The organism is Rhodocyclaceae bacterium, assembly GCA_020248265.1.
In the GTDB taxonomy this organism is placed as follows: Bacteria; Pseudomonadota; Gammaproteobacteria; order Burkholderiales; family CAIKXV01; genus CAIKXV01.
Map to the genome: position 1 here is coordinate 146,782 of JADCHX010000011.1, position 24,747 is coordinate 171,528.

A 24,747-nucleotide genomic window follows, 5' to 3' on the forward strand; every position below is an offset into this window, starting at 1 on the left:
GCTCGCGCGCACGGCATCCAGCCCCGAGGGGGTCAGACCGTGAGCAGCTTATCCACGGCGGCGTCGAGCGTGTCCTCGCGCTTGGCGAAGCAGAAACGGATCACCCGGTTGTCGTAACCCTCGCGATAGAACGCCGATACCGGGATGGCCGCAACGCCGTGGCGCTCGATCAGCCACCGCGCGAAGACGTCCTCCGGTTCGTCGCTGATCGAGGAATAGTCCGCCAGCACGAAGTAGGTGCCCTGGGAAGGCAGCAACCGGAACCGGGAGCCGGACAGCGCCGCGCAGAAACGGTCGCGCTTGCGCTGGTAGAACGCCGGCAGGTCGAGGTACGGTGTCGGGTCGTCGAGGTAGGACGCAAGCGCATGCTGCATCGGCGTCGATACCGCGAACACCATGAACTGGTGCACCTTGCGGATCATGGCGCTCAACGCGGCCGGCGCGCATGCGTAGCCGACCTTCCAGCCGGTGGCATGGAAGGTCTTGCCGAAGCTGGACACGAGCACGCCGCGCGAGGCGAGCAGCGGGGAACGTGCGATGCCCTGGTGCGAGCGGCCGTCGAACAGGATGTGCTCGTAGACCTCGTCGGACAGCACGGTGATGCCGCTGTGCTCGACGATGGCTTCGAGGGACGCGATGTCGGCCGCGTCCAGTACCTGGCCAGTGGGGTTGTGCGGAAAGTTGACGATAAGCAGCCGTGTGCGCGGGGTGATCGCCGCGCGCACACGGTCCCAGTCGACCGCGTAGTTGCGCGCAGCGTCGAGCGGCACGCGCACCGCGCTCGCCCCTGCGAGGTCGATCGAGGGCTGGTACGAGTCGTAGCATGGTTCGAGCACGATCACTTCGTCGCCCGGGCCGGACAGGGCGACGATCGCGGCCATTAGCGCCTGGGTCGCCCCGGCAGTGACCGTGATTTCCTGGTCCGCGTCGTAGCGGTGCCCGTACAGCGCCGCCGTTTTCGATGCGATCCGCTCGCGCAGCGGCAGTACCCCCGGCATCGGCGCGTACTGGTTGTGCCCGGCACGCATGGCCTCCACCACCGCCAGGTGCAGCGCCGGGTCGCAGTCGAAGTCGGGAAATCCCTGGCCGAGGTTGATCGCACCGTGCCGTGCGGCCAGCGCCGACATCACGGAGAAGATCGTGGTGCCCACCCAGGGCAGCCGGTCGATCGGCGCCTGCACTGCCGGCATGTCCGACCGTTCGTTCATCGGTCGCCCTGCATCCCGCCGGTCTCCGACCGGGCCGGGCACGCGTGCAGCGGCAGCCGGATGGGTCTGTTCCGGGCCGCTTGCTGCGCGCCTGCAGTCGTGTCTTCGATCATGGTGGGTCCGCACTCCGCTGCTGCTTGCGGCGCGGATCGTACTCCAACTCGCCCAGGGCGTCGGCCGGGAAACACCTGCGCGCAGCCATCCATGGCGACACCCGCCGGCTTCAGTACACTCGATGCAGCGCCGTCTCGCCGGCCAGCGCGCGCATCGCGTTCTCGAGCGCGACCTTGAACAGCGTTGCCGATGCCTGGCGACTCACGCCAGCGATGTGCGGCGTGAGCAGCAGCCGTGACGCGCCTTCGCCATCCAGGGACAGCAGAGGGTTGTCCTGCGGCAGCGGTTCGGTCGAGTAGACATCGACGGCGGCACCGAACAGCCGGCCTTCGGTCAGGGCTGTCGCCAGCGCCGCCTCATCGACGATGCCGCCACGCGAAGCGTTGAGCAGCACTGCCGAGGGCTTCATCAGCGCGAGCTGTGGTGCGCCGAGCAGGTTGGTCGTCTGCGGCAGCAGAGGCACGTGCAGGGATACCACATCGCTGCCCGACAACAGTGCCTCGAGCGTCATCGACGTCGCGCCGAGTTGCGCCACCGCAGCCGGATCGCGTGGCGCGGGATCGAAGAACGCGATCCGCGAACCGAACGCTGCGAATGCCCTTGCCACGGCGATGCCGATCGTGCCCATGCCGACGATGCCGACCTGCATGCCGTCGAGGCCGGAGAGGTTGTCCGCGACCATCCGGTTGCGGAACGGTACGTAGTTGCCCCTCTTCACTTCGGCATCGGCCCAGCTGAAGCGGCGCAGCAGCGCGAGGGCATGGCCGACCGCATACTCCGCGAGCGCGCCGTTGCTGCCGCCGGGCACGTTGCAGACCGGGATGCCCAGGCGCGTCAGCGTCGGCTGGTCGAGCCGGTCGACGCCGGCGCCGGTGATCTGCACCAGCTTCAGCGCCTTCGCCGTTTCGAACAGCGCGGGTGCGAGCTTCGGCCCGACGGCCGGGATCACCAGCACGCGCGCTTCCGTCATCAGCTCGGGCACGTCGGCCGCATCGGGCGCGCGGAAGGCGATCGACGGGCCGGCGGGAATGGCGACTCCGACCCGGGTGAAGTCGGACTCGGGGCGAAGGCACAGGATGTCGATGGGCATCGGTTTTCTTTTCAGCCGTTGGAGGTACGGGCGGTGATGTCGCCGACCGGGAAGAAGCAGAGCAGCTTCAGCGTGGTGTCGCCGGTGTTGCGTGTCGCATGCCATTCGCCGGACGGCAGCACGATGGTGTCTCCGGCGGCGATCGGATAGCTGCCACTGTCGGCCTCGGTGCAGCCGTTGCCTTCGAGCACGTGGATCACTTCCTCGAAGCCGTCGTGCCGGTGCGGCTTGCGCGGACCGGCGCCCGGCTGGGCGACCGGGATCTCGACGTAGCGGAGGGTGACGTTGTCTGTGCCCATCGATTGCGAGGCGATCTCGATCGACTTGCGGCCGGGAAGCCCCATCGACTTCGCGCCGGCCTGGGTGAATACGCGTGCCATGTCAGGGGCCTCCTTCGCTCAGCTGGCCAGCTTGAGCTGCTTGATCTCGGCGGTGCCGCCCTGGGCCTCGGCCAGCATCCGGAACAGCTCGCTGGCTTCCTTGGCGATCGCGTCGGCGATGTCCGACAGCATCTTCAGGCCCTTGTCGACGGTTGCATGCTCGGGCGCGCCGTACCAGCCGGTCGGGGCGATGGTCTTGATGTCGCGCAGCACGGGCTGGAACGCATGTGTGCGGCGCAGCTTGTCCCACTTGCGGCCCTGCGAATGGTCGGAGGAATAGTCGATCCGGTCGAGGTGGACCAGGTCGGGGCGGTACGCGAGCACCGCCAGCGCCTCGATCTCGCCGCCATGGGTCAGCCCGCCGCAATCGTGGCCGTACAGCTCTGCTGCGACGTAGCAGGCCTGCACCACCACCACGTTCATGTGGTGCTCGCGGTGCAGCTTCTCGGAGGCCAGTGCTAGCGACGGGATGTTGCCTTCGTGCCAGTTGAGAATGAGCAGGTCGCGCGCACCGTGGCGGGCAGTCGACTCGCAGGTCTCGACCACCACGCGCTGGTAGGTCTCCGGCGACAGCGTGATCGTGCCTTCGAACGGCATGTGCATCGGGGTCACGCCCAGCGGGCCGCCCGGCAGCACCAGGCCGTCCATGCGTTCGGCCACGGCATTGCCGATCACGTTCGATGCGTAGATGTCGGTGCCGGTGGGCAGGTGCGGGCCGTGCTGCTCGACGCTGCCCGCCGGCAGGATCACCAGCGGGTTGTGCTTCAGCTGCGCGGCGATCTCGGGCTGGGTGAGGTCGATGAAGTATCGGGTCGGGAGCATGTCTGTGTCCTTTTTCGGGTCAGGCCTTGCGAGCCGCTTCCATCACTTCGTCGACTGCCACCAGCGCACCGTTGCGGTCGATCGACTTAAGCGCGGCGTTCATCATCGCGATGGCGACGTTGCCGTTGTGCGCCGAGAGCATCGGCACGGTGCCGGTGACGCAACTCTGCGCGAACTGCTCGAGTTCGTCGCGGAACATGTCGCTCGCCGGGATCGTGAGGTCTTCGCGCTTGCCGTAGCAGTCCTTGCCGCGCTGGATGTACAGCGCCGAGGTCTTGTGCAGGTTCGACGGGGTGTCCCAGGTGCCGAAGTCGACTTCGTAGTGCATCAGGCCCTTCGAGCCGAACACGCGCACCGAGAAGATGCCCGGCGAGGTCCAGCAGGTGCCGACGTAGGCGATCGTGCCGTTGCCGAACTTGACCAACGACATCGACTGGTCGTCGACCTCGGCGCCGACCGGGGACAGCTTGGACGCAATCGACGAGACCTGCGACACGTCGCCGCCCAGCAGGTGGACGATGTCGAACATGTGCACCGCGAGCTGCGAGAGCGGGCCGCCGGGTGCACGATCCTTGTACCAGCGCCAGGTCTGCGGGGTCAGTTCGAGCGCGCGCTCGTTCGAGAAGTTGGCCTCGATGAAGCCGACGCGGCCGAGTTCGCCGGCATCGATCTTCTCCTTCATCATGCGCACGCCGGCCAGCAGCCGGGCGGAGTGGCCGACGGTCACGGTCACGCCGTACTGCTTCTGGAGTGCCTCGATCTTCAGGCCGTCGGACAGTTCGGCGGCGATCGGCTTCTCGGTATAGATGTGCTTGCCCGCCTTCGCGATCTGTTCCGCGACTGGCAGGTGCTGCTCGTTCGGGACGGTGATGATCACGCCCTTGATCGACGGGTCGGCGAGCATCGCTTCCATCGTCGCGGCCGATTTGAACCCGGTGTCGGCGAATTCGGCCTGGAAGGCATCGCGCTTTTCCTGCGACCGGCTGTAGCCGGTGACGATGCGGATGCTGGTCGACGCGCGTGCCGCGCGGGTGAGCACCTTGGCCCAGCGGCCGAGGCCGACGATGCCGACATTGATGGGTTCGCTCATCTTGAAACGCTCCTTTGGATTGATCGTGCGAGTGGAGCCATAATACCGTATTACGATTGTGCGCGCCGCGTACCGCCTCTGCGTTCGGACTGCCGCGCCGCAAGTACACTCTGCCTGCCATGGACCAGCCCGCCGATTCCGCTGCCAGACCTGCCCCGCCTGCGCCACTGGCGGTGCGTGCGCTTGCGGCGCCCCTGCGCCAGCAAGTCGTGGACCGGCTGCGCGCGGCGGTGATTTCCGGCGACCTGGCGCCCGGCCAGCGCCTGACCGAGCGCGAACTGATCGACCGCGTGGGCGTGTCGCGCACCGTGATCCGCGAGGCGCTGCGCCAGCTCGAGTCCGAGGGCCTGGTCGAGACGGTGCCCAACAAGGGCCCGGTGGTACGGGCCCTGTCGCGGGCCGAGGCGGTCGACCTGTACCGCATCCGCGCCTCGCTCGAGGCGCTGGCGGCACGGCTGTTCATCGAGCGGGCGCCACCCGAGGCAATGGACCGCCTCGCCGCGGCTCTGCGCGACGTCGAGGGCGCCTATGCGGCGGGCGCCGCCGACGGCATCCTGGCCGCGAAGAACGGCTTCTATGCCGCGCTGTTCGACGGTGCGCGCAGCGACGTGCTGTCCTCGATGCTCGGCGGGCTGCATGCCCGCATCTGGCGCTGGCGCGCGGTCGGCCTGTCGCATGCCGACCGTTCCCGCGCGCGTTCGACGCAGGCGATCGGCGGCCTGCGCGACCTGGTGACGGCGATCCGCAGCGGCGATGCGGCGGCGGCTGAACAGGCGATCCGGGACGACACCGCTGCAGCTGCTCAGGAAGTGATGCGCCTGGTCGGCAACGACTGAAGCGTCCCCGGACAGACAGGACCCGCGGCACGCTTCGCGGTAAGCTCTTCCACCGACCACGGTGTGCGAACGGGCGCTGACCTGCGGTTCCGCACGCCGGGTCACCGGCCATCGTGCCGGTCAATCCCAGGAGGCGTTGTGATCCGATCCATTCCGTCGTCCGTGGCGCGACCGCGCGCGGCTTTGTTTCCTGTCGTTGTCGCCATGCTCGCCGCGACCGGCGCCGTCGCGCCTTCGGTGTTTGCCCAGCCAGTCGCCGGCGGCAAGACGATCCGTATCGTCGTGCCGTTCCCGCCCGGTGGCAGCGTCGACGTGATCGCGCGCCTGCTCGCCGCGCGCATGACCGAACTGGCTGGCCAGAACTTCCTGGTCGAGAACCGCTCCGGGGCGACCGGCGTGATCGGTACAGAGTATGTCGCGCGCGCGGCAGCCGACGGGACGACGCTGCTGCTCAACACACTGCCGTTCGTGGTCAACGTGCCGCTGATGGGTAAGGTCCCCTACGACCCGATCCGCGACTTCGCGCCGGTGTCGCTGGTGGCGACCTCCCCCGCGATGCTGGTGGTCCACCCGTCGGTGCCGGCACGCAACCTGAAGGAACTGATCGCGCTCGCGAAGGCGAAGCCCGGCCGGATGACATTCTCGTCATCGGGCAGTGGATCCAACCCGCACATTCCCGCCGAGTTCATGAAGCAGCTGACGAAGGCGGACATCGTGCACGTACCCTACAAGGGCGGCGGTCCGGCCCTGACCGCGGTGCTCGGTGGCGAGGTCGACATGAGCTTCATCAGCCTGGTGGCGGTGTTGCCGCACGTCGAATCGAAGCGCCTGCGTTCGATCGCGGTGACCAGCATCAAGCGCGTGCCGCTGGCGCCAGAGGTGCCCACGATGGCCGAGTCCGGGCTGCCCGGCTTCGAGTTCAGCGGCTGGTTCGTGCTGATGGCACCTGCGAACACGCCGGCGTCGATCGTCAATCCGCTCAACCAGCTGGCGGTCAAGGCGATGCAGTCCCCGGAAATGCGCGAACGCCTGACCAAGGAGGGCGCGGAGGCACTCGGCACTTCACCCGACCAGGTGACCGCACTGCTGAAGAGCGAACTCGTACGCTGGACCCGGCTGATCCGCGAGAACAACATCAAGCCCGAGTGAAGCCCGACCGGCGAGCGGCAGCGCTGCCGCCGTCCCGCGCGCCGGCCGCCGAAGCTCACTTGCCGGTATAGTTCGCCGCCTTCGATCGACGCTCCTTCACCGCGGCGGCCAGCGCATCGAGCACCGGCACGCTGTCTTCCCAGGCGATGCAGGCATCGGTGATCGACTGGCCGTAGGTCAGCGGCTTGCCGGGCACCAGGTCCTGGCGGCCGGCAACCAGGTGGCTTTCGATCATCACGCCGATGATGCGATCGCTGCCGCCGGCAATCTGCCCTGCGATGTCCTGCGCGACCAGGATCTGGTTCTCGTGCTTCTTCGAGCTGTTGCTGTGGCTCGTATCGATCATCAGGCGCTGTGCCAGCCCGGACTTCGCGAGCTCGACGCACGCGGCATCGACGCTCGCAGCGTCGTAGTTCGGTGCCTTGCCGCCGCGCAGGATGATGTGGCAGTCCTCGTTTCCGGTGGTGGACACGATCGCCGAATGCCCGGCCTTGGTCACCGAAAGGAAATGGTGCGGGCGCTCGGCGGCCTTGATCGCATCGACCGCGATCTTCACCGTGCCGTCGGTGCCGTTCTTGAAGCCCACCGGGCAGGACAGGCCGGAGGCCAGCTCACGGTGCGACTGGCTCTCCGTGGTGCGCGCGCCGATCGCGCCCCAGCTCACCGTGTCCGCGATGTACTGCGGCGTGATCATGTCGAGGAACTCGCAGCCGGCGGGCACGCCGCGCCGGTTGATCTCGAGCAGCATCTCGCGCGCGATGCGCAGCCCCTGGTTGATCTGGAAGCTGCCATCGAGCTGCGGATCGTTGATCAGTCCCTTCCAGCCGACGGTCGTGCGCGGCTTCTCGAAATAGACGCGCATCACGATCTCGAGTTCGCCGGCGAGCCGCTTGCGCTCCGGGGCGAGCCGCTCGACGTATTCCAGCGCCGCGCGCGGGTCGTGGATCGAGCACGGGCCGATGATCACCACCAGCCGGTCGTCCATGCCGTGCACGATCCGGTGGATCTTCGCGCGCGTGTCGTACACCAGGTCGGACACCTTTTCGTCGATCGGAAACTCGCGCACCACGTGCGACGGCGGCGCGAGTTCCTTTAGCTCCTTGATGCGGACGTCATCGGTCTTGTGCGGCATGCTGCTTCTCCATCGGGCGGGGTTGATGCCGGCCATCGACCCGGCGAAAAAAAACCGCCAGGTTTTGGCCTGGCGGTCGGTATCGGGTTCGGTATGTTTCAGCAGCGCCGATCGATTCCTTCCGCCAGGGGCAGAAAGAAGCCGAAAAAGAACCAGTGGGCAGCGCGCGTGTACATACCCGGACTGTATTCGATCCCGGGGGTGTGGCGCAATAGGGATGGCAACCTGCCGCCTGCGTCAGATCGGCTTGTCGACCGCAGAGGTGGGTGCGGCCTTCAGGTGCTCGTCGCGCCTGTCGTACAGCGAGGCATCGGCGTAGCCCATGGTCTCGGGCTTCGCCCGGCCATGCATCACCTGGAAATACACCGGCTCCAGGCTGCGGTTCTCGTAGCCGTGGATCACGCCGGGCGGGCAGGACACGCAATCCCAGGGGCCGAGGCGCTTCCACACCTGGCGCCCGGTCTCGTCTTCGAGGAACACGTCGAGGAAGCCCTTCAGGACGAAGAAGCACTCCTCCGACTCATGGGTATGGGCGGCGTTGCCCTGGCCGGGGTTCACGAACATTATGGTGAGCGTGAAGCCGCGCGCCGGGATCACGTCCGGATCGCCATGCTTGCCGGAGGCGCCGGCGCCGATGAAGCGGTGCTGTGCCCGCTTCCATCCCTCGATCTTCGCGTCCTCGAACGCATACCAGTCGGGGACACGCTCCGAGTAGAGCGCGACGTACTGGTCCATGATCTGCTCGAGCGAGAGATCCTTCACTTCGGGTGGCATCGGGTGGCGGGCGGCTCCCATGGGGGATCTCCTGTGCAGGGTTGGGGTTGACAAGTGGGCGAAGGTGGTACGCGCCTCGGGTACGACCGTGAATCGACGGCGGCTCAGACGCCGCGCAGGACGAAGTCGCGCACCGATTCGAACAGTAAGTTGCCCGGCTCCGCGAGCGCTTCGGCCACCGACAGGTGGTGGCAGCCAGGCACGTCGATGTGCCCCTTCACCGATGCCGGCCAGTGCTCGGCGAGCGTGCGGCACTGCCGCCTGAACTCGTCGCTCTCGAGCGCGCCCGCCGCAGTGCGTACCGGCACCGGCCACGGCGGCAGGTGCTCGATCGGGCTCAGTGCCTTCGCGCTCGCGGCATCGAGCCGGATGTCGGCATTGAACGAGAAATGCAGCATCGGCATGAGGTCGAACAGGCCGCTGACCGCATAGGCACCCTTTACCAGGTCGGCCGGCAGTGCTGCATCCACTTCCGTCCAGCGCGTGGCCGCCATCATGGCCGCCAGGTGCCCACCCGCGGAGTGGCCGGCGATGAACAGCCTCGATGCATCGGCGCCGTGTTCGCCCGCATGCCGGTACAGCCAGGCATGGGCGGCCACCATCTGCTCGACGATGTTGCCGACCGTCACGGCCGGGGTGAGGTCGTACTCCGGCATCGCGACCGTGATGCCGGCGGCGACGAAGGGCTCGGCAACGAAAGCGAACTCGGACTTGTCGCGCGAACGCCAGTAGCCGCCATGGATGAAGGACAGGATCGGCGCGCCCGGGGTTGCTGCGGGATAAAGGTCGATGCGCTGGCGCGCCGACGGACCATAGGCGAGGTCGAGCTTCGACGCCAGGCGCGCGCGCGCCGCGGTCGAGCGCGCGACGCCGCGCGCGTTGTAGTCGGCCGCATCCGGTATGGACAGGCGGTTGTTGTACTGGCCTTCGTAGTAGGCGTCGGCATCGTCCATCGCATCAGTCCTTCGCTTCGGTGGCGTTCCGTGTCGGTGGTCGTCACTCGGGTGAGGCTGGCGTGGCGCGTTCCTTCAGCGCCGTCTCCTGGGCTTCGAGGAACGCGCGGCGGAACCCCATCGGGTCGCTGATGCCCGGTACCGGCGCCTGCGGGCTGCCACCGCCGGCGATCACGATCGTACCGAAGTCGAGCATGCGGCCCATGATGCCCTGCTGTACCTGGACGCTTTCGACCTTCTGGATGTTCAGCTCCACGGTGTCGCGCTGGATGAAGCCGAACTTGGTGATGACCCGCTTGTTGGTGACAGCCAGTTCGGTACTGCGCTGCTTCACCCAGGCCAGCGCGAGCAGGATCAGCCCGACGCCGACCGGGAGCAGGACCACCCCGAGGACCAGGTAGCCGGACAGCGACCACCAACTGGTACGGCCGAGGTGCAGGACGGATTCGCCACGGGTCAGCGCCTGTTCGACATACGAAGCCATGGGATCGGGTCCAGGTGTGGTGCGGGTGCGGGTGCGCAATCATAGGCCGACGCGGCCTGGCACGTTAAGCTTGTGCAATGAGCATCCTGAAATCCGCGCCGGTTGCGCTGCCTTCGCGCAGGCTCGCCAGCCTGCCGCCGCTGTCACTGTACATCCACCTGCCGTGGTGCCTGCGCAAGTGTCCCTATTGCGACTTCAATTCGCACGAGGTGCGCGGCGACATGCCCTGGGAGCGGTATGTCGACGCGCTGGTCGCAGACCTCGAGGCGGTGCTGCCGCTGGTCTGGGGACGCCGGGTGTACACGCTGTTCATCGGCGGCGGTACGCCCAGCCTGTTTCCCGCAGAGTCGATCGACCGGCTGCTCGGTGCAGTACGCGCACGGCTGCCGCTCGATGCAGCGGCCGAAGTGACGCTGGAGGCGAACCCCGGTACTTTCGAGCGCGGAAAGTTCCGTGCCTTCCGCGATGCCGGCATCACCCGGCTGTCGGTCGGCGTGCAGTCGTTCAGCGCCGCGGCCCTGAAGGCGCTCGGCCGTGTTCACGATGCCGACGAGGCGCGGGCGGCTGTCGAGGGCGCGCTGTTGCTGTTCGATCGTGTCAACGTCGACCTGATGTACGCGCTGCCAGGACAGTCGCCGGAGCAGGCGCTGGCCGACGTGTCGATCGCCCTCGGGTTGGGGGCGCGCCATGTCTCGGCCTACCAGCTCACGCTCGAGCCCAATACGGTGTTCCACCGCTATCCGCCGGTGCTGCCGGACGAGGACGGCGCGGAGCTCATCGAGCAGGCGGTGCACGGGCGGCTCGCCGAAGCAGGGCTGGAACGCTACGAGGTGTCGGCGTTCGCAGCGGCGGGGCACCGTGCACGACACAACCTGAACTACTGGACCTTCGGCGACTACATCGGCATCGGTGCCGGTGCGCATGCCAAGCTGTCGCTGCCCGACCGCATCTTCCGGCAGGTGCGCCATCGGCAGCCGCAGCGGTTCATCGACACGGCAATCGCCGGCGATGCCGTCTACGAACAGCACGACGTCGAGTCGTCGCAGCTGGGCTTCGAGTTCATGCTCAATGCGCTGCGCCTGGTCGAAGGCGTTCCGGTGGCGCTGTTCGCGGAACGCACCGGCCTGCCGATCACCGCGCTCGCACCGGCGCTGGAGGTCGCCGAGGCGCGCGGGCTGCTGCAGCGCGACCACCTGGCGCTGCGACCGACGGCGCTGGGACTGCGATACCTGAACGACCTGGTATCCCTGTTCCTGCCCGACTCCGAATGATCCCGCCCATCGCCGCGGTCCACGTCGATCGCGCGGTGACCGGTTAGACTCTGCCAACGATCACCCCAACCGGAGGAAAAGATGATCTACGAAGTGCGGACCTACGACATCAAGGGCGGCTCGCAGGCGGAAGTGGAACGGCGATTCGGGGAAGCCTACGAGAAGCGGAAGAAGTTCTCGGAGCTGGCTGCGTTCTTCCACACCGAGATCGGGCCGCTGAACCAGATCATCCATATCTGGCCCTACGCGGACATGGAGGAGCGTGCGAAGGTCCGTGCCGCGGCGATCGCGGACAAGACCTGGCCGCCGGACATCAAGGATTTCATCGTCGCGCAGCGCTCCGAGATCTTCATCCCGTTCGCGTTCTCGCCGCCGATCAGGCCGGGCAAGTACGGTCCGATCTTCGAGATGCGCACCTATACCTACCCCTCGGGCAAGCTCCCGCTGCTGATGGACAACTGGGAGAAGGCGATCCCCGAGCGCAGCACGCTTTCGCCCTGCCTCGCCATGTGGTACTCCGACCTGGGTGCGCTGAACAAGTTCATGCATATCTGGCCGTACGCGTCGATGAACGACCGGATGGAGACCCGCGCGAAGGCCGTCGCCGGTGGTTCGTGGCCTCCGAGTGCCAAGGCGAAAAAGGACGGCCGCGAGGCAGTGAACTATCTGGCGCAGGAGAACAAGATCGTGATGCCGGCGGCGTTCTCGCCGGTGCAGTAACGCCAGCATGGGCGAGGCTGGCGCCCGACGGCGCCTGCCTCGACCGCAGTCCGGCCGCAGCGCTCAGTGGCGCCGGAACACAAGGTCGAATACCTCGTGGCCGAGCCGCACGCCGCGCTGCTCGAAACGCGTCAGCGGCCGGTATGCGGGCCTTGGTGCATAGCGCCCGACGGTGTTGACGAGCAGCGGTTCGGCCTCGAGTACGGCGAGGATCTGCACCGCATAGTCTTCCCAGTCGGTCGCCACGTGCAGGTAGCCGCCGGGCGCGATCCGCGAGGCGAGCAGCGAGACGAATGGTGCCTGCAGCAGGCGCCGCTTGTGGTGGCGCTTCTTGTGCCAGGGATCCGGGAAAAAGACGTGTGCGCCCGCCAGGCTGTCCGGGGCGATCATGTCGCGCATCACCTCTACCGCGTCGTGCTGGACGATGCGCACGTTGTCGAGGCCGGCACGGCCGATCTTGTCGAGCAGGCTGCCGACGCCCGGGTTGTGCACCTCGATACCGAGGTAGTCGTTCTCGGGGTGCGCCGCCGCGATCTGCGCCGTGCCTTCGCCCATCCCGAAGCCGATCTCGACGATCAGCGGCGCGCTGCGTCCGAACGCAGCGGCCGGGTCCAGCCGCGCGTCCGCATACGGGACGCCGAACGATGGCAGCAGCGCGTCGTAGGCCCGCTGCTGTGCCTGGGTGATCCGCCCCTGCCGCAGCACGAAGCTGCGGATGTGCCGTGCGTGCTGGGCTTCGGTGCCCGCATCGCCGCTGCTCAAGCCGGTTTGCCCGGCGTGATCAGGCCCGCGGTGGGCGAACTGGGCGTGGCGCTGTAGAGCTTCTTCGGCATGCGGCCGGCGAGGAAAGCCTCGCGCCCCGCCTCGACCGCCTTGCGCATCGCGGAGGCCATCAGCACCGGCTGCTTCGCCGCCGCGATCGCGGTGTTCATCAGCACGCCGTCGCAGCCCAGTTCCATCGCGATGGCGGCGTCGGACGCCGTCCCGACGCCGGCATCGACGATCACCGGTACCTTCGCGTTGCCGATGATGATCTGCAGGTTCCACGGGTTCAGGATGCCCATGCCGGATCCGATCAGGCTGGCCAGCGGCATCACTGCCACGCACCCGATCTCTTCCAGCTGCTTCGCCATGATCGGGTCGTCGCTGCAGTACACCATCACGTCGAACCCGTCGCGCACCAGCGTCTCGGCGGCGCGCAGCGTCTCCGCCATGTTCGGATACAGCGTATGCGGGTCGCCCAGCACCTCGAGCTTGCACAGCGAATGGCCATCGAGCAGTTCTCGCCCGAGCCGCAACGTGCGCACCGCGTCATCGGCGGTGTAGCAGCCCGCGCTGTTGGGCAGCATCGTGAAGCGCGACGGCGGCAGCGCGTCGAGCAGGCTCGGCTCGCCCTGGTTCTGGCCGATGTTCGTGCGCCGGATCGCGACGGTCACGATCTGCGCGCCGCTGGCCTCGATGGCGAGCCGCGTCTCGTCGAAGTCGCGGTACTTGCCGGTGCCGACGAGCAGCCGTGACTGGAAGCTGCGGGTTCCGACCTGCAGCGGGGACGGCGTGGACAGGGTTGACATGAAGGGGGCTCCGGAGGGTTCTGGGTTCAGCCGCCGCCGACGGCGACGACGATCTCGACAGTGTCGGCATCGGCCAGCCTGGTGTCGGCCAGGCGGCTGCGCGGGACGATCTCGCCATTTCTTTCGAATGCGATCCGGCGCCCGCCGAGCGCGAGCGCCTCGACCAGGCCAGCGCAGGTAAGTGGCGCGGAAAAGCGTCGATGCTCGCCATTCACCGTCAGGCAGAGCGTGGCCGCCGAAGCGGACGAGGGGTCGGGACAGGACAGATTCATGCTGCCATTTTATCGCCGGCAGGGCACCTGCGCGTCGGCCGCAACCGGTGGCGAACCCGGCAGCCCGAAACCGAAGTAACATCGGCAACTCGCGCGGGTGTAGTTCAATGGTAGAACGAAAGCTTCCCAAGCTCTAGACGTGGGTTCGATTCCCATCACCCGCTCCACTGCTGCCTTGCTTGGTCGAGCGTGCAGCAGCATGCGCAGCACGCACGATGCCCCAACTGCGCGGGATGCTCCGGATGGAATCCGGCCGTCCTTCCCGCCTGAAAGCTTCAGGCTCGACGTGCCGGCCGATCTCCCGAGGGGTATCCTGAAAGGATGAGAACGGCCGATCGCATGGACGACTCAGGCAGCTTCGCTGTGCGACTCGTCGAGTGGCAGCGCCGCGCGGGCCGCAGCGGGCTGCCCTGGCAGGGCACCCGCGACCCCTACCGGATCTGGCTGTCGGAGATCATGCTGCAGCAGACGCAGGTATCGACGGTGATCCCGTACTACCTGCGCTTCCTGGAGCGGTTTTCCGATGTCGATGCCCTGGCGGCTGCGCCGCTCGATGACGTGCTCGCAGCCTGGAGCGGGCTCGGGTACTACTCGCGCGCGCGCTGCCTGCACCGCGCCGCGCGGCAGGTGATCGAGCAGCACGGCGGCCGGTTCCCCGACGATTTCGACGCCGTACTCGCGCTGCCCGGCATCGGCCGTTCGACGGCCGGCGCGATCTGCGCCTTCGCCTTCGGCCAGCGGCACCCGATACTGGACGGTAACGTGAAGCGCGTGCTCGCCCGGCATGCCGGCATCGAGGGCTGGGCCGGGGAGCCTGCGGTGCTCGCCGCGCTGTGGGCGGAGTCGACCGCGCGCCTGCCGCCGGTTGTTGCGGGCGGCGCGGCCGGTGGCGTGGCTGGCGGGCATCCGGACATCGGTACCTACACCCAGGCACTGATGGACCTGGGTGCCGGTCCGTGTGCACGCAGCCGTCCGCGCTGCGGTGAATGCCCGGTGTCGGCCGACTGTACGGCGCACGTGTCGGGACGCACCGACGCGATCCCGGCGCCCCGCCCGAAGCGCGAGATCCCCCGCCGTACGAGCGTGGTCTGGCTGCTCGTCGACCGCGAGCACGGCGTGCTGCTCGAACGCCGCCCGCCCAGCGGCATCTGGGGCGGGCTGTGGAGCCTGCCGGAATCGATCGATGCACAGGTAGAGGCGCGCATCCGCGCGAGCGACGCCGCGCTGCAGGCGCTGGCGCCGATCGAGCATGCGTTCACGCATTTCCGCCTGCGCATCGAACCGATGCTGGTACGCATGCACCTGGTGGAGGGACAGGGTCCCGCAGTGACCGCGCAGGCCGGAGAGCCCGGTCGGCGCTGGGTCGCGTTCGAGCAACTGGAAGCGGTCGCGCTGCCGGCACCCGTGCGCACGTTGCTGGAGGCGCTGCGTGCCGGCGGGCAGGGTGTGCAGCCGTCACTGCCCGGCCTTCGATGACCAACCTGGCATGAGGATGATGATGACCGACCTTCTGGTTCCCTTCGACAATTCACTGCCCGCCGTTCGTGCACTCGACCTTGCAATCGGGCTGGCGCGCGCGCGCGCGGGAACGACTCTGCATGTGCTGAGCGTGCTCGACGCTGTGGACGTGGACACCCGTGAGCTGATCGACGCGTCCGAGATCGAGAAGGTCCTTGCAGCCGAGGCCGCCGAGATGCTCGATCCGGCGCGCGCGCGGGTCCGGGCGGCCGGTATTGCCTACGACTGCCACGTGGCGAGCGGGGCGCCAGCCAGTGTGATCGCCGAGTTCGCACGCAAGCACGGCGTCGCGCAGATCGTGATGGGCACGCGCGGGCTGGGCAGCATTTCCGGCCTGCTGATGGGATCGGTTGCCCAACGGGTGCTTCACCTGGCGGATTGCCCGATCACGCTCGTGAAGTAGACTTTCGCGCGGCAGTCGACTGGCGGGCAGCCGGGATGTGCGGTTAGCATCGGGCGATGAACTGGCCGAAGATAGGTTTCGTCGCGCTGATACTGTTCGGCGCGCTCAACTGGTGGTCCGGGCGCGAGGTATCGCTGCCGCCGGGCGTGGTCGCGGGAGACCTGCCCGTACAGTCATCGGTCGCCGGCGAGCGCGAATTCGAGCGCAACGGGTACCGCATCCGCGCGTTGGCGCGGTTCGAGGTCTCCGCGCGCGTGCTCGGGGCCGAGCATTACCGGCTCGACCGAGAGGCGCAACTGGCACCGGTCGACCTCGCTCTGGGCTGGGGGAGGATGTCCGACACCGCCGTCCTGCAACGCATCAGCATCAGCCAGCGCGGGCGCTTCTACTACTGGAGCACGGCCGACTTCCCGATCCCGCGGCGCGAGATCGAGACCTCCAGCGCCAACATGCACATGATCCCGGCGGATGACCGCATCGAGGCTGCGCTGAAGTCGGTGCGGCCGGGGCAGATCGTGACCGTACGCGGCTACCTGGTCGAGGCGCGCGCGCCGGACGGCTGGCGCTGGCGCAGTTCGATGACGCGCGAGGACACGGGTGCAGGCGCGTGCGAGCTGGTCTGGGTGGAGTCGGTGTCCACGACCTGACAGCCAGGTCTGCGCAGGGCAGGGTCTGAACCCGCCCGGGCGAACGCAACGATGGTAGGCTTCGACGCGTTCGCGCTGTCTGTTCGCGCGACCGCAGAGCGTTCGCTTCGCGTGAACCGGCAGGGACGCGCTGCGTCCCGCTTGCCGCGAAGTCGACCGAGACGATGTCCACTGCCCCGGTTGCCGCCCGTTGACCCTGATACTCATCGTATTGCTGCCCCTGCTGATGGCGGCGCTACCCCGACTGGCCGGTCGGCACCGCCGTGGCCGCTGCGCGCTGCTCGCAGCCTGCCCGCCGGCCCTTGCGCTGGCACTGCTGCTGGCTCATGCGTCGGCAGTCTTCGACGGCGAGGTCGTCCAGGCGGGCGGCGCGTGGCTGCCCGCGATCGGCCTGAACCTCACGTTCATGCTCGATGGCTTCGGTTTCCTGTTCGCGCTGCTGGTGCTCGCGATCGGGTTGCTGGTGATCCTTTACGCGCACTACTACCTGTCGCCCGAGGATGACGCGTCGCGGTTCATGTCGCTGTTGCTGCTGTTCATGGGCTCGATGCTGGGCGTGGTGCTGGCGGACAACCTGCTGCTGCTGGTGGTGTTCTGGGAGTGCACCAGCCTGTCGTCGTTCCTGCTGATCGGTTTCTGGCGCGATCGCAGCGACGGGAGGCAGGGGGCGCGGATGGCGTTGACGGTGACCGGCGCCGGCGGGTTCGCCCTGCTCGCCGGGGTGCTGCTGATCGGGCAGATCGTCGGCAGCTTCGAACTGTCCGAGGTGCTCCATCAGCGTGAACTGCTGCAAGCCCACCCGTTGTTCCCGCTGGCGCTGGTCCTCGTCCTGCTCGGCGCATTCACCAAGAGTGCGCAGTTTCCGTTCCACTTCTGGCTGCCGCACGCGATGGCCGCACCGACGCCGGTGTCGGCCTACCTGCATTCCGCGACCATGGTGAAGGCTGGGGTGTTCCTGCTGGCGCGGATGTATCCGGTGCTCGGCGGCAACGATCTGTGGTTCCTGCTGGTCAGCGGCACTGGCCTGGTCACGCTGGTATTCGCTGCGTGGATTGCGCTGTTCCAGCAGGACCTCAAGGGGCTGCTGGCGTACTCGACGATCAGCCACTTGGGCCTGATCACGCTGCTGTTCGGGCTCGACACGCCGCTGGCCGTGGTCGCCGGGGTGTTCCATATCATCAACCACGCAACCTTCAAGGCGTCGCTGTTCATGGCGGCCGGCATCATCGACCACGAGACGGGTACGCGCGACCTGCGCCGTTTGAACGGCCTTGCCCGCTTCATGCCGATCACGGCGACGCTGGTCGCGGTGGCCGCAGCGGCGATGGCCGGTGTACCGCTGCTCAATGGGTTCCTGTCGAAAGAGATGATGCTGGCGAAGACGCTGGCGATCGATACCGGCACCTGGGCCGACTGGCTCGTGCCGGTGATGGCGACGCTGGCGGGCGCGTTCGCGGTGGCCTATTCGCTGCGGCTGGTGCATGACGTGTTCTTCAACGGCGATCCGGTCGGCCTCGAGCGTAAGCCGCATGAACCGCCGCGCTGGATGCGCGTACCGGTCGAACTGCTCGTCGTCCTGTGCGTGCTGGTCGGGGTGATGCCGAATGTCGTGGTCGCGCCGCTGCTGGACGCCGCGGTCGCTGGCGTGCTCCTCGGCAACGTGCCCGAATACAGCATCAGTCTGTGGCACGGATTCAACCTGCCGCTGGCAATGAGCACGATCGCCCTTCTGCTCGGCGCTGCGCTGTACTTCGGGTTGCAGCGTGGATACAACCTGCACCTCTACCGCGACGACGGGATCAGCGCGAAGCGCCTGTTCGACCGGTTGCTCGAGGCCTCGATCTCGACGGCGCGGCTGGCCACCGCCCTGGTGCAGAACGGCTCGCTGCAGCGCTCGTTATGGCTGCTGCTGGTGGTCGTCCTGTCGGCGGGGGCGATACCGTTTTTCCAGGACAACTACTCGATCGGCGACGAACTGCTGCTGCCGTCCAACGGCGCCGCGCTGGCGATGTGGTTCGCGCTGGTCGCAGCCGTGGTGGCCACGGTGGCGCTGCACCGCAAGAGACTGCTGTCGCTGGTCGCGCTCGGCGCCGTCGGCCTGCTGGTCAGCCTGGTCTTCGTGCTGTTCTCGGCGCCCGACCTGGCGCTGACCCAGCTCGCGGTCGAGGTGGTGACGGTCGTGCTGCTGATGGCCGCGCTGCGCCATCTGCCCGCTCACACGCCCGTCGAAGGTACGCTGCCGCGGCACCTGCGCGACGCGCTGCTGTCGCTGGCTGCGGGGATCGGCATGACCGTGCTTGCCTACGCGGCGCTGACCCGCCCGCTCGCCAGCATCTCCACCTACTTCCTGGAGCAGTCGGTGCCGAAGGGGGGAGGGGCGAACGTGGTCAACGTGATCCTCGTCGATTTCCGCGGCTACGACACACTGGTCGAGATACTGGTGCTGGCCGTGGCCGGTCTGGTCACCCAGGCCCTGCTTGCCGGGTTCGTCGCCCCCGGTCCTGCGACGGTCCCGGATGCGGAGAATGCAAGGCCGCTGATGCTGCGCGTGCTGGCGCGACTGATACTGCCGTTTGCGCTCGCGGTGTCGGCCTATCTGTTCCTGCGCGGCCACAACCAGCCGGGCGGCGGCTTCGTCGCCGGACTGGTCACGGCGATCGCACTGCTCGTGCAATACATGGCCGGGGGGCGCGACGCGGTACCGTGCGGCGGTCGGGGCGCCATACCGCCGCGCCCGGTTCCCGCCGGCGACGAAGGGTTCGACCGCTGGATCGCCGCCGGCATGTTCACAGCGGTGCTGACCGGCCTGGGCGCGACTGCGATCGGGTTTCCGTTCCTGACCAGCGCCTACGCCTATTTCGACCTGCCGCTGCTCGGCAAGGTGCCGCTCGCCTCGGCGATGTTCTTCGATGCCGGCGTGTACCTCACGGTCGTCGGCAGCACGATGATGATGATCGCCTCGATCGGGCGCGTCGCTGCGGCGCCTGCATGTCCGGCGGCCACCACCGGCGCGGCTGTACGAGAGGGGGGCGTCTGATGGAGCTACTGCTCGCCAGCGGCATCGGCGTGCTGACCACTGCCGGCACGTGGCTGCTGCTGCGCGCGCGCACCTTCCCGGTGATGCTCGGCCTGACGCTGCTCTCGTATGCGGTCAACCTGTTCATATTCTCGATGGGGCGGCTTGCGATCGGCGCACCTCCGGTAATCCGGGAAGGCGTCGAACGCTATGCCGACCCGCTGCCCCAGGCGCTGGTCCTGACCGCCATCGTCATCTCCTTCGGCATGACCGCGCTGCTGCTCGCCCTGTCGGTCCGGCTGCGTTACGACAGCGGGACCGACCATGTCGACGGGGACGGAGACCCGAACCGATGATGGCGATGCTCGGGCACCTCCTCGTCGCACCGGTCGTTCTGCCGCTGCTTTCGGCCGCGATCATCGTGGCCCTCGGCGACCGGCGGCGGCCTGGCGCCTGCCGTGCGGTCTCGATCGGTTCCTGCCTTTCGCTGGTGCTGGCGGCGGTCTACCTGCTCGGATGGTCGGCGATCGGGCAGCCCGTCGCCTACCCGCTCGGCAACTGGCCGGCACCCTATGGCATCGTGCTGGTCCTCGATCGCCTGTGCGCCCTGATGCTGCTGCTCACGGCGTTGCTGGCGGTCGCAGTGGCCTGGTTCGCAGCGGGCGGATGGGATGCACGCGGCCGCCACTTCCATGCGCTGTTCCAGTTGCAGCTGATGGGACTCAACGGTGCCTTCCTGACCGGCGACCTGTTCAATCTGTTCGTGTTCTTCGAGCTGTTGCTGATCGCCTCGTACGGCCTGATGCTGCATGGTGGTGGCGTGCGCCGGCAGCGCGCCACCCTCCACTACCTGGTGTGCAACCTCGTCGCATCGACGCTGTTCCTGGTCTCGGCGAGCCTGCTCTATGGCGTCACCGGTACCCTCAACATGGCCGATCTGGCGCTGCAGGTCGCTGCGGCGCCGTTGGAGGACGCCTCCCTGCTGCGCAGCGCGGGGCTGGTCCTCCTGGTGGTCTTCGCGGTCAAGGCAGCCGTGCTGCCGCTCGGATTCTGGTTGCGCGACGGCTACGCCAGCGCGTCGCCGCCGGTTGCCTGTCTGTTCGCGTTGATGACCAAGGTCGGCATCTACGCGATCGTGCGCACCTGCACGCTGATGTTCGGCGCGGAAGCAGGCGGGGACGCGAACCTTGCAGGCGAGTGGCTGGTGCCGGTCGGTATCGCCACGCTGGCGATGGCCTCGATTGCCGCGCTGGCGTGCCGAAATCTCGCGGAACTCGCCGCCTGCCTGGTCGTCACGTCGGTCGGCTCTATGCTGATCGGCGCGGGCGTACTCTCCGCGCAGGGACTCTCCGCAGCGCTGTTCTACATGGTGCACTCGACCTTCGCGGTGGCACTGCTGTTCCTGCTCGCCGGCGAGATCGCGCATGAACGGGGCGCGCTCGGCAGCGATCTGCTGCCCGGTCCGCCCCTGCGGCCCGGCCACCTCGCGCCGCTGTTCCTGTTCGCGGCGATCGCGGTGTCGGGGCTGCCACCTGGCGGCGGCTTCATCGCGAAGGTCGGCATCCTGCAGGGCGCGATCGATGGCTCCTGGACGGCCTTGTCATGGATGGCGATCTTCGCCTCCAGCCTGCTGGTGGTCGTCGCGCTGGCGCGGTCGGGCAGCATGCTGTTCTGGCGCCCGCTCGGATCGTCCGTCACGGCGGCATCCGCGGGTGCCGCCGCCGGCCTGCCGAGGGCGTCCGCGGGACCATCCTGGTTCCTCGCCACAGCGCTCCTGCTGCTGCTCGTCGGCGCGCGACCGGTACAGCAGTTCATGGATGCTACCGGCGCGCAGCTGCTGGATCCTGCCGGATACGTCGACGCCGTGATCCAGCGGGATCTCATCGGACCGCCGGACCTCATCGGGCCGGGGGACGACCGCCTGCGCACGCGTGGTGGCGTACCTGAGGTTGCCCCATCGGCGGCCCCATCAGCGGCCCCACCAGCTGCCCCCCCCGGCGCGAGGGGGGCATGATGCACGCGCACTTCCCGCGCGCCCGCTCGCGCCTGCTGCCCGCGCCGCTGCTCACGCTGACGCTGGCCGTCTTCTGGCTGCTGCTCAACAACACCGTCGATCCCGCGCATGTCTTGCTGGGCCTGCTGCTCGGATGGGCACTGCCGCTCGCCACGCGCGCCCTCTGCGGGGCCGAAGACCGGCCGGCCGGTCGCGGCTGGCGGTGGCCGGCGCTGCGCAGCCTGTTGTCTCTCGCCGTGGTCGTCGCGATCGACGTCATCTGGTCGAACATCGAGGTGGCCGTGCTGATCCTCGGGCCGAAGCGGCGCATCCGTTCGAGGTTCATCGAGGTACCGGTATCCCTCGACGATCCGGTGGCGGTGGCGGTGCTGGCCGGGATCGTGACGATGACGCCGGGCACGTTGTCGGCAGGCATCAGCGCCGATCGGCGCGTGCTCACCATCCACTGCCTGCATGCCCCCGACCCCGTTGCCGTGATCGCGTCGATCACGACACGTTACGAACGCCCGCTCGCGGAGATCTTTTCATGCTCGACTACGCGCTCCTGACCGGCATCGGGCTGGTCTGCCTGTCGATGCTGCTGGTGCTGGTGCGGTTGCTGCGCGGCCCCACGCTGCCCGACCGCATCGTCGCCCTCGATGCTCTCTACGTGAATGCGATCGCGTTGATCATCCTGCTCGGCATCGCGGAGTCGGACCCGGTCCACTTCGAGTCCGCGCTGCTGATCGCACTGATCGGGTTCGCCGGTACGGTGGCACTGGCGAAGTTCGCGTTGCGCAAGGACGTGATGGAATGAGCCCTGCGATGGTCGATTACCTGCTCGAGATGCTGGTGTCGCTGATGGTGCTGGCCGGTGCGGGCTTCACCCTGGTCGGTTCGATCGGCCTGCTTCGGCTCGAGGACGTGTTCCAGCGCATGCATGCACCGACCAAGGCGACCACCCTCGGTGTCGGGCTGGTGCTGGCAGCTTCGGTTCTGTCCACCTGGACGGCGCAGCGCGAATTGAGTTTGAACGAGCTGCTGGTCGCGCTGCTGCTGTTCGTGACCGCGCCAGTCTCCGCGTATCTTGTGGCAAGGGTCGCGCTGCACCGCCGGCCATGTGCGCAGCAGGAGGACGCGGATCGGCGCTAGAGCGCGAGTCCCTGCTGGCGCAGCAGCTTCGCGACAACGCCCACCAGCAGGTCGGCGTTGTCCATCTCGAGCAGCCGTTGCCGTGCCGGGGACTCAAGCGGGAGGAATTCGGCGAGCCGGTAGGCGACCCAGGCAGGATCGTGATAGCAGGCGCTCGACGGCAGCTTGTCTTCGCCGATCTTCTCGACGATCACCTTGAGCATCGATACGCAGGGATCGAACTCCGGCGGCAGCGGCGTATCCGCCGGGAGGGGCAGGGGTTCGACTTCGCCGATCAGGAGTCCCGACCGGTCGATGCGGCTGCCACCCAGTCGGAAGCGTTCGGTGCCTTCGGTGATGAGAAGGAAGATACCCAGTTGCGGCATGTCCCATTCGCGGATGCGCGCGATGCAGCCGACGCTGGAGGGCACTGCCGGGGCGCCCACTTCGCGCCCCTCGCGGATCAGGCAGATGCCGAACGACGTGCCGTCCCGCAGGCAGGCCTTGGTCATGTCGAGGTAACGCTGCTCGAAGATCTTCAGCGGCAGCACCCCGCCTGGGAACAGGACCGTGCCCAGCGGGAAAATCGGCATTTCCATCAGAGACCCTGTCTGCCTGGCTGGCGTGGCGTTTCCCGTGCTTGTTCGCGCGCGCCCTCGCGCACGGCATCACGGGCCGGGTCGCGGGACTCGGTACGCAGGCGTGCGACCGACGCCTCAAGGTCTTCTACCTCGACTCTCAGGCGGTCGAGTTCCCGGCGGCGGTTGTCCAGCCGTTCCTGCATCGTCCTCAGGCGATCTTCGGCCACGCGATGGCTCGCAACCAGCGGGCAGACCGAGCGCCAGAGTGCATCGCCGACCGTATCCGGGATGATCGGGACGGGCTCGGCGATCGGATTGTTCACCTGCTCGACGATCGCGCCATCGGCCGAGCGGAACACCTGCGCATGAACACGGATCGTGTGGTCGTCGCAGTTGATCTGCTCGCGGAACAGCGCCGAGGCGACCAGGAATGTCCTGAACTGCTGAGGCAGGGCGAAGTCGACCCTGCGCCAGTAGGTGACGTCGCCGCCGGACAATACGAGCTTTTCGCGGTCGTACCAGAGTTCGTCTGCGCCCGGTGACTTGACCCTCGCCCAGCCGGTGTCGGTCTTTGCTGCGGGCGGCGGCTGCTGCGGCGGGAGCGACTGCGCCGCCGCCAGCGGCGGCAGGGCAAGCAACAGGGCCAGGGCGTACGCGCCAGGCTGCATGGCCATGGACCGCCACGCGGGAAGCGGACGCAGCGGGCGGGACACCCGGTTGGCGGTATTCACGGCAGTTCGCGATGCCGTTTGAGCACGCGCGGGCCCTGCGCAAAGGCAAGTGCGAGTCGCTCGACCATGTAGACGGAGCGGTGCTGGCCACCGGTGCAGCCGACCGCCACGGTGAGATAGCTTCGGTTGTCGCGCACGTACGAGGGCAGCCAGTCGGCGACGAAGCCCCGGATGTGCGCCAGCATCCGTGCAACCTCGGGCTCGGCCTCGAGGAAGGCTACGACCTCCGGGTCGCAGCCGGTCAGCGGGCGCAGGCGCGGGTCATAGTGCGGATTGGGCAGGCAGCGTACGTCGAACACGAGGTCGGCATCGCGCGGCAAACCGTGCTTGAAGGCGAACGATTCGAACAGCAGCGTGAGTTGCGAGCGATCGATTCCGATCACCTCCAGTACGCGCTGGCGAAGTGCGTTCGCGGACAGGCGCGAGGTGTCGATGCGGTGACCGAGTTCGCCGACGCTTTCGAGGATCCCGCGTTCGCACTCGATGCACTCCTCGAGGGTGCGAGAGCCGTCGGACAGTGGATGGCGCCGTCGCGTCTCGGAGAAGCGCGTGACCAGGGTGTCGTCGCTCGCATCGAGGTAGACGGCCCGTACGTCGTGGCCTGCGCCCTTGAGCCGGGCAACCTCGGCTGGCAGCGAAGCCAGACTGTCGCCGCTGCGCACGTCGATGCCGATCGCTACCCGTTGCTGTCCCTGCACCTGCAGGTCCGCCACCAGCGGCGGCAGTACGCCGACCGGCAGGTTGTCGACGCAGTAGAAGCCGTGGTCCTCCAGCACATGGAGTGCCACGCTTTTGCCCGAACCCGACAGGCCGGTGATCAGGGTGATCTGCATGGCAGCGCTACCCCATCTGGATATGCCG

Annotated in this window: 28 protein-coding genes and 1 tRNA gene; 14 read left to right on the plus strand and 15 right to left on the minus strand. The window is 67.9% G+C overall.

Features of this window, described 5'->3' with window-relative positions; translation table 11 throughout:
- Positions 1-32: 32 nt before the first annotated feature.
- The 5 genes from ING98_11595 to ING98_11615 all read right to left on the minus strand — a co-directional run bounded on the left by ING98_11595 (position 33) and on the right by ING98_11615 (position 4,704).
- Entirely contained in the window at positions 33-1,190 is a 1,158-nt protein-coding gene (locus tag ING98_11595) for a methionine aminotransferase (protein ID MCA3102511.1), read from the minus strand.
- A gap of 241 nt (positions 1,191-1,431) precedes the next feature.
- On the minus strand, positions 1,432-2,412 hold the full coding sequence (locus ING98_11600; GenBank protein MCA3102512.1) for a hypothetical protein: 981 nt from the start codon (positions 2,410-2,412) through the stop codon (positions 1,432-1,434).
- A gap of 11 nt (positions 2,413-2,423) precedes the next feature.
- The gene (locus ING98_11605; protein MCA3102513.1) at positions 2,424-2,792 is read right to left on the minus strand and encodes a cupin domain-containing protein; all 369 of its coding nucleotides are present in this window, start codon (positions 2,790-2,792) and stop codon (positions 2,424-2,426) included.
- A gap of 18 nt (positions 2,793-2,810) precedes the next feature.
- Positions 2,811-3,614: a creatininase family protein gene (locus ING98_11610; protein ID MCA3102514.1), complete on the minus strand. Its 804-nt coding sequence runs from the start codon at positions 3,612-3,614 to the stop codon at positions 2,811-2,813.
- A 19-nt stretch (positions 3,615-3,633) separates the two neighbouring features.
- Positions 3,634-4,704: a Gfo/Idh/MocA family oxidoreductase gene (locus ING98_11615; protein ID MCA3102515.1), complete on the minus strand. Its 1,071-nt coding sequence runs from the start codon at positions 4,702-4,704 to the stop codon at positions 3,634-3,636.
- Between the two features lie 119 nt (positions 4,705-4,823).
- Here ING98_11615 and ING98_11620 point away from each other — a divergent pair, with 119 nt between their 5' ends.
- The gene (locus tag ING98_11620) at positions 4,824-5,540 is read left to right on the plus strand and encodes a GntR family transcriptional regulator (protein MCA3102516.1); all 717 of its coding nucleotides are present in this window, start codon (positions 4,824-4,826) and stop codon (positions 5,538-5,540) included.
- A gap of 204 nt (positions 5,541-5,744) precedes the next feature.
- A complete protein-coding gene (locus ING98_11625) occupies positions 5,745-6,689 on the plus strand; it encodes a tripartite tricarboxylate transporter substrate binding protein (protein MCA3102517.1) in 945 nt (314 codons plus the stop codon).
- Between the two features lie 55 nt (positions 6,690-6,744).
- Here the strand turns inward: ING98_11625 and aroG are convergent, their stop codons facing one another.
- The 4 genes from aroG to ING98_11645 all read right to left on the minus strand — a co-directional run bounded on the left by aroG (position 6,745) and on the right by ING98_11645 (position 10,032).
- Positions 6,745-7,821: a 3-deoxy-7-phosphoheptulonate synthase AroG gene (aroG, locus tag ING98_11630; GenBank protein ID MCA3102518.1), complete on the minus strand. Its 1,077-nt coding sequence runs from the start codon at positions 7,819-7,821 to the stop codon at positions 6,745-6,747.
- 237 nt (positions 7,822-8,058) lie between these two features.
- Positions 8,059-8,616 (minus strand): cupin domain-containing protein, encoded by a 558-nt coding sequence (locus ING98_11635; GenBank protein ID MCA3102519.1) that lies wholly within the window; start codon positions 8,614-8,616, stop codon positions 8,059-8,061.
- 83 nt (positions 8,617-8,699) lie between these two features.
- On the minus strand, positions 8,700-9,548 hold the full coding sequence (locus ING98_11640; protein MCA3102520.1) for an alpha/beta hydrolase: 849 nt from the start codon (positions 9,546-9,548) through the stop codon (positions 8,700-8,702).
- A 43-nt stretch (positions 9,549-9,591) separates the two neighbouring features.
- Positions 9,592-10,032: a PH domain-containing protein gene (locus ING98_11645; GenBank protein ID MCA3102521.1), complete on the minus strand. Its 441-nt coding sequence runs from the start codon at positions 10,030-10,032 to the stop codon at positions 9,592-9,594.
- A gap of 77 nt (positions 10,033-10,109) precedes the next feature.
- Between ING98_11645 and ING98_11650 the strand changes: the two genes are divergently transcribed.
- Both ING98_11650 and ING98_11655 read left to right on the plus strand, forming a co-directional pair.
- Positions 10,110-11,303, plus strand: coding sequence for an oxygen-independent coproporphyrinogen III oxidase-like protein (locus tag ING98_11650; GenBank protein MCA3102522.1), 1,194 nt, complete (start codon positions 10,110-10,112; stop codon positions 11,301-11,303).
- Positions 11,304-11,384: 81 nt separating this feature from the next.
- A complete protein-coding gene (locus ING98_11655; protein MCA3102523.1) occupies positions 11,385-12,023 on the plus strand; it encodes an NIPSNAP family protein in 639 nt (212 codons plus the stop codon).
- Positions 12,024-12,086: 63 nt separating this feature from the next.
- On the opposite strand, the gene trmB is transcribed toward ING98_11655, so the two are convergent.
- From trmB to thiS, 3 genes are read right to left on the minus strand one after another with little or no spacing between them, the layout of a single operon-like run.
- Positions 12,087-12,785, minus strand: a complete 699-nt coding sequence (trmB, locus tag ING98_11660) for a tRNA (guanosine(46)-N7)-methyltransferase TrmB (protein ID MCA3102524.1) — start codon at positions 12,783-12,785, stop codon at positions 12,087-12,089.
- Positions 12,782-13,594 carry a thiazole synthase gene (locus ING98_11665; protein MCA3102525.1) on the minus strand — a complete coding sequence of 271 codons (813 nt, stop codon included), beginning with the start codon at positions 13,592-13,594 and terminating at the stop codon, positions 12,782-12,784. The genes trmB and ING98_11665 overlap by 4 nt, the downstream gene beginning before the upstream one ends.
- Positions 13,595-13,620: 26 nt before the next feature.
- On the minus strand, positions 13,621-13,866 hold the full coding sequence (gene thiS, locus ING98_11670) for a sulfur carrier protein ThiS (protein ID MCA3102526.1): 246 nt from the start codon (positions 13,864-13,866) through the stop codon (positions 13,621-13,623).
- 93 nt (positions 13,867-13,959) lie between these two features.
- On the opposite strand from thiS, the gene ING98_11675 reads away from it, so the two are divergent.
- The 10 genes from ING98_11675 (at position 13,960) to ING98_11720 (ending at position 22,595) form a co-directional block, all read left to right on the plus strand.
- A tRNA-Gly gene (locus tag ING98_11675) sits at positions 13,960-14,033 on the plus strand.
- A 154-nt stretch (positions 14,034-14,187) separates the two neighbouring features.
- A complete protein-coding gene (gene mutY / locus ING98_11680; GenBank protein ID MCA3102527.1) occupies positions 14,188-15,342 on the plus strand; it encodes an A/G-specific adenine glycosylase in 1,155 nt (384 codons plus the stop codon).
- Positions 15,343-15,352: 10 nt separating this feature from the next.
- Complete coding sequence (locus ING98_11685) at positions 15,353-15,787, plus strand: universal stress protein (GenBank protein ID MCA3102528.1); 435 nt, start codon at positions 15,353-15,355, stop codon at positions 15,785-15,787.
- Between the two features lie 56 nt (positions 15,788-15,843).
- Complete coding sequence (locus ING98_11690) at positions 15,844-16,434, plus strand: hypothetical protein (protein ID MCA3102529.1); 591 nt, start codon at positions 15,844-15,846, stop codon at positions 16,432-16,434.
- A gap of 190 nt (positions 16,435-16,624) precedes the next feature.
- Positions 16,625-19,471, plus strand: coding sequence for a monovalent cation/H+ antiporter subunit A (locus ING98_11695; GenBank protein ID MCA3102530.1), 2,847 nt, complete (start codon positions 16,625-16,627; stop codon positions 19,469-19,471).
- Positions 19,471-19,806, plus strand: coding sequence for a Na+/H+ antiporter subunit C (locus ING98_11700; GenBank protein MCA3102531.1), 336 nt, complete (start codon positions 19,471-19,473; stop codon positions 19,804-19,806). The genes ING98_11695 and ING98_11700 overlap by 1 nt, the downstream gene beginning before the upstream one ends.
- A 5-nt stretch (positions 19,807-19,811) precedes the next feature.
- Entirely contained in the window at positions 19,812-21,464 is a 1,653-nt protein-coding gene (locus ING98_11705) for a monovalent cation/H+ antiporter subunit D (GenBank protein MCA3102532.1), read from the plus strand.
- On the plus strand, positions 21,464-22,012 hold the full coding sequence (locus ING98_11710) for a Na+/H+ antiporter subunit E (protein ID MCA3102533.1): 549 nt from the start codon (positions 21,464-21,466) through the stop codon (positions 22,010-22,012). The genes ING98_11705 and ING98_11710 overlap by 1 nt, the downstream gene beginning before the upstream one ends.
- Positions 21,991-22,260, plus strand: coding sequence for a K+/H+ antiporter subunit F (locus ING98_11715; protein MCA3102534.1), 270 nt, complete (start codon positions 21,991-21,993; stop codon positions 22,258-22,260). Before ING98_11710 ends, ING98_11715 begins: the two co-directional genes overlap by 22 nt.
- A gap of 8 nt (positions 22,261-22,268) precedes the next feature.
- A complete protein-coding gene (locus ING98_11720) occupies positions 22,269-22,595 on the plus strand; it encodes a Na+/H+ antiporter subunit G (protein ID MCA3102535.1) in 327 nt (108 codons plus the stop codon).
- Here the strand turns inward: ING98_11720 and ING98_11725 are convergent.
- The 3 genes from ING98_11725 to rapZ are packed head-to-tail and all read right to left on the minus strand — an operon-like array spanning position 22,592 to position 24,719.
- The gene (locus tag ING98_11725) at positions 22,592-23,173 is read right to left on the minus strand and encodes an LON peptidase substrate-binding domain-containing protein (protein MCA3102536.1); all 582 of its coding nucleotides are present in this window, start codon (positions 23,171-23,173) and stop codon (positions 22,592-22,594) included. The genes ING98_11720 and ING98_11725 overlap by 4 nt on opposite strands.
- Positions 23,173-23,823, minus strand: a complete 651-nt coding sequence (locus ING98_11730) for a hypothetical protein (protein ID MCA3102537.1) — start codon at positions 23,821-23,823, stop codon at positions 23,173-23,175. Before ING98_11730 ends, ING98_11725 begins: the two co-directional genes overlap by 1 nt.
- Before the next feature lie 59 nt (positions 23,824-23,882).
- The gene (gene rapZ, locus ING98_11735) at positions 23,883-24,719 is read right to left on the minus strand and encodes an RNase adapter RapZ (GenBank protein MCA3102538.1); all 837 of its coding nucleotides are present in this window, start codon (positions 24,717-24,719) and stop codon (positions 23,883-23,885) included.
- Positions 24,720-24,747: the final 28 nt, after the last annotated feature.

Bases quoted from the DNA above. Each gene is read 5' to 3' on its own strand.
- ING98_11705 (MCA3102532.1), top strand. From the start codon at position 19,812: ATGCTCGGGCACCTCCTCGTCGCACCGGTCGTTCTGCCGCTGCTTTCG.
- ING98_11690 (MCA3102529.1), top strand. From the start codon at position 15,844: ATGAACTGGCCGAAGATAGGTTTCGTCGCGCTGATACTGTTCGGCGCG.
- ING98_11710 (MCA3102533.1), top strand. From the start codon at position 21,464: ATGCACGCGCACTTCCCGCGCGCCCGCTCGCGCCTGCTGCCCGCGCCG.
- ING98_11645 (MCA3102521.1), bottom strand. From the start codon at position 10,032: ATGGCTTCGTATGTCGAACAGGCGCTGACCCGTGGCGAATCCGTCCTG.
- ING98_11665 (MCA3102525.1), bottom strand. From the start codon at position 13,594: ATGTCAACCCTGTCCACGCCGTCCCCGCTGCAGGTCGGAACCCGCAGC.
- ING98_11640 (MCA3102520.1), bottom strand. From the start codon at position 9,548: ATGGACGATGCCGACGCCTACTACGAAGGCCAGTACAACAACCGCCTG.
- ING98_11615 (MCA3102515.1), bottom strand. From the start codon at position 4,704: ATGAGCGAACCCATCAATGTCGGCATCGTCGGCCTCGGCCGCTGGGCC.
- ING98_11600 (MCA3102512.1), bottom strand. From the start codon at position 2,412: ATGCCCATCGACATCCTGTGCCTTCGCCCCGAGTCCGACTTCACCCGG.
- ING98_11725 (MCA3102536.1), bottom strand. From the start codon at position 23,173: ATGGAAATGCCGATTTTCCCGCTGGGCACGGTCCTGTTCCCAGGCGGG.
- ING98_11610 (MCA3102514.1), bottom strand. From the start codon at position 3,614: ATGCTCCCGACCCGATACTTCATCGACCTCACCCAGCCCGAGATCGCC.
- ING98_11635 (MCA3102519.1), bottom strand. From the start codon at position 8,616: ATGGGAGCCGCCCGCCACCCGATGCCACCCGAAGTGAAGGATCTCTCG.
- rapZ (MCA3102538.1), bottom strand. From the start codon at position 24,719: ATGCAGATCACCCTGATCACCGGCCTGTCGGGTTCGGGCAAAAGCGTG.
- ING98_11700 (MCA3102531.1), top strand. From the start codon at position 19,471: ATGGAGCTACTGCTCGCCAGCGGCATCGGCGTGCTGACCACTGCCGGC.
- ING98_11625 (MCA3102517.1), top strand. From the start codon at position 5,745: ATGCTCGCCGCGACCGGCGCCGTCGCGCCTTCGGTGTTTGCCCAGCCA.
- ING98_11620 (MCA3102516.1), top strand. From the start codon at position 4,824: ATGGACCAGCCCGCCGATTCCGCTGCCAGACCTGCCCCGCCTGCGCCA.
- aroG (MCA3102518.1), bottom strand. From the start codon at position 7,821: ATGCCGCACAAGACCGATGACGTCCGCATCAAGGAGCTAAAGGAACTC.
- ING98_11655 (MCA3102523.1), top strand. From the start codon at position 11,385: ATGATCTACGAAGTGCGGACCTACGACATCAAGGGCGGCTCGCAGGCG.
- mutY (MCA3102527.1), top strand. From the start codon at position 14,188: ATGAGAACGGCCGATCGCATGGACGACTCAGGCAGCTTCGCTGTGCGA.
- ING98_11650 (MCA3102522.1), top strand. From the start codon at position 10,110: ATGAGCATCCTGAAATCCGCGCCGGTTGCGCTGCCTTCGCGCAGGCTC.
- ING98_11595 (MCA3102511.1), bottom strand. From the start codon at position 1,190: ATGCCGGCAGTGCAGGCGCCGATCGACCGGCTGCCCTGGGTGGGCACC.
- thiS (MCA3102526.1), bottom strand. From the start codon at position 13,866: ATGAATCTGTCCTGTCCCGACCCCTCGTCCGCTTCGGCGGCCACGCTC.
- ING98_11720 (MCA3102535.1), top strand. From the start codon at position 22,269: ATGGTCGATTACCTGCTCGAGATGCTGGTGTCGCTGATGGTGCTGGCC.
- ING98_11715 (MCA3102534.1), top strand. From the start codon at position 21,991: ATGCTCGACTACGCGCTCCTGACCGGCATCGGGCTGGTCTGCCTGTCG.
- ING98_11730 (MCA3102537.1), bottom strand. From the start codon at position 23,823: ATGCAGCCTGGCGCGTACGCCCTGGCCCTGTTGCTTGCCCTGCCGCCG.
- ING98_11685 (MCA3102528.1), top strand. From the start codon at position 15,353: ATGAGGATGATGATGACCGACCTTCTGGTTCCCTTCGACAATTCACTG.
- ING98_11605 (MCA3102513.1), bottom strand. From the start codon at position 2,792: ATGGCACGCGTATTCACCCAGGCCGGCGCGAAGTCGATGGGGCTTCCC.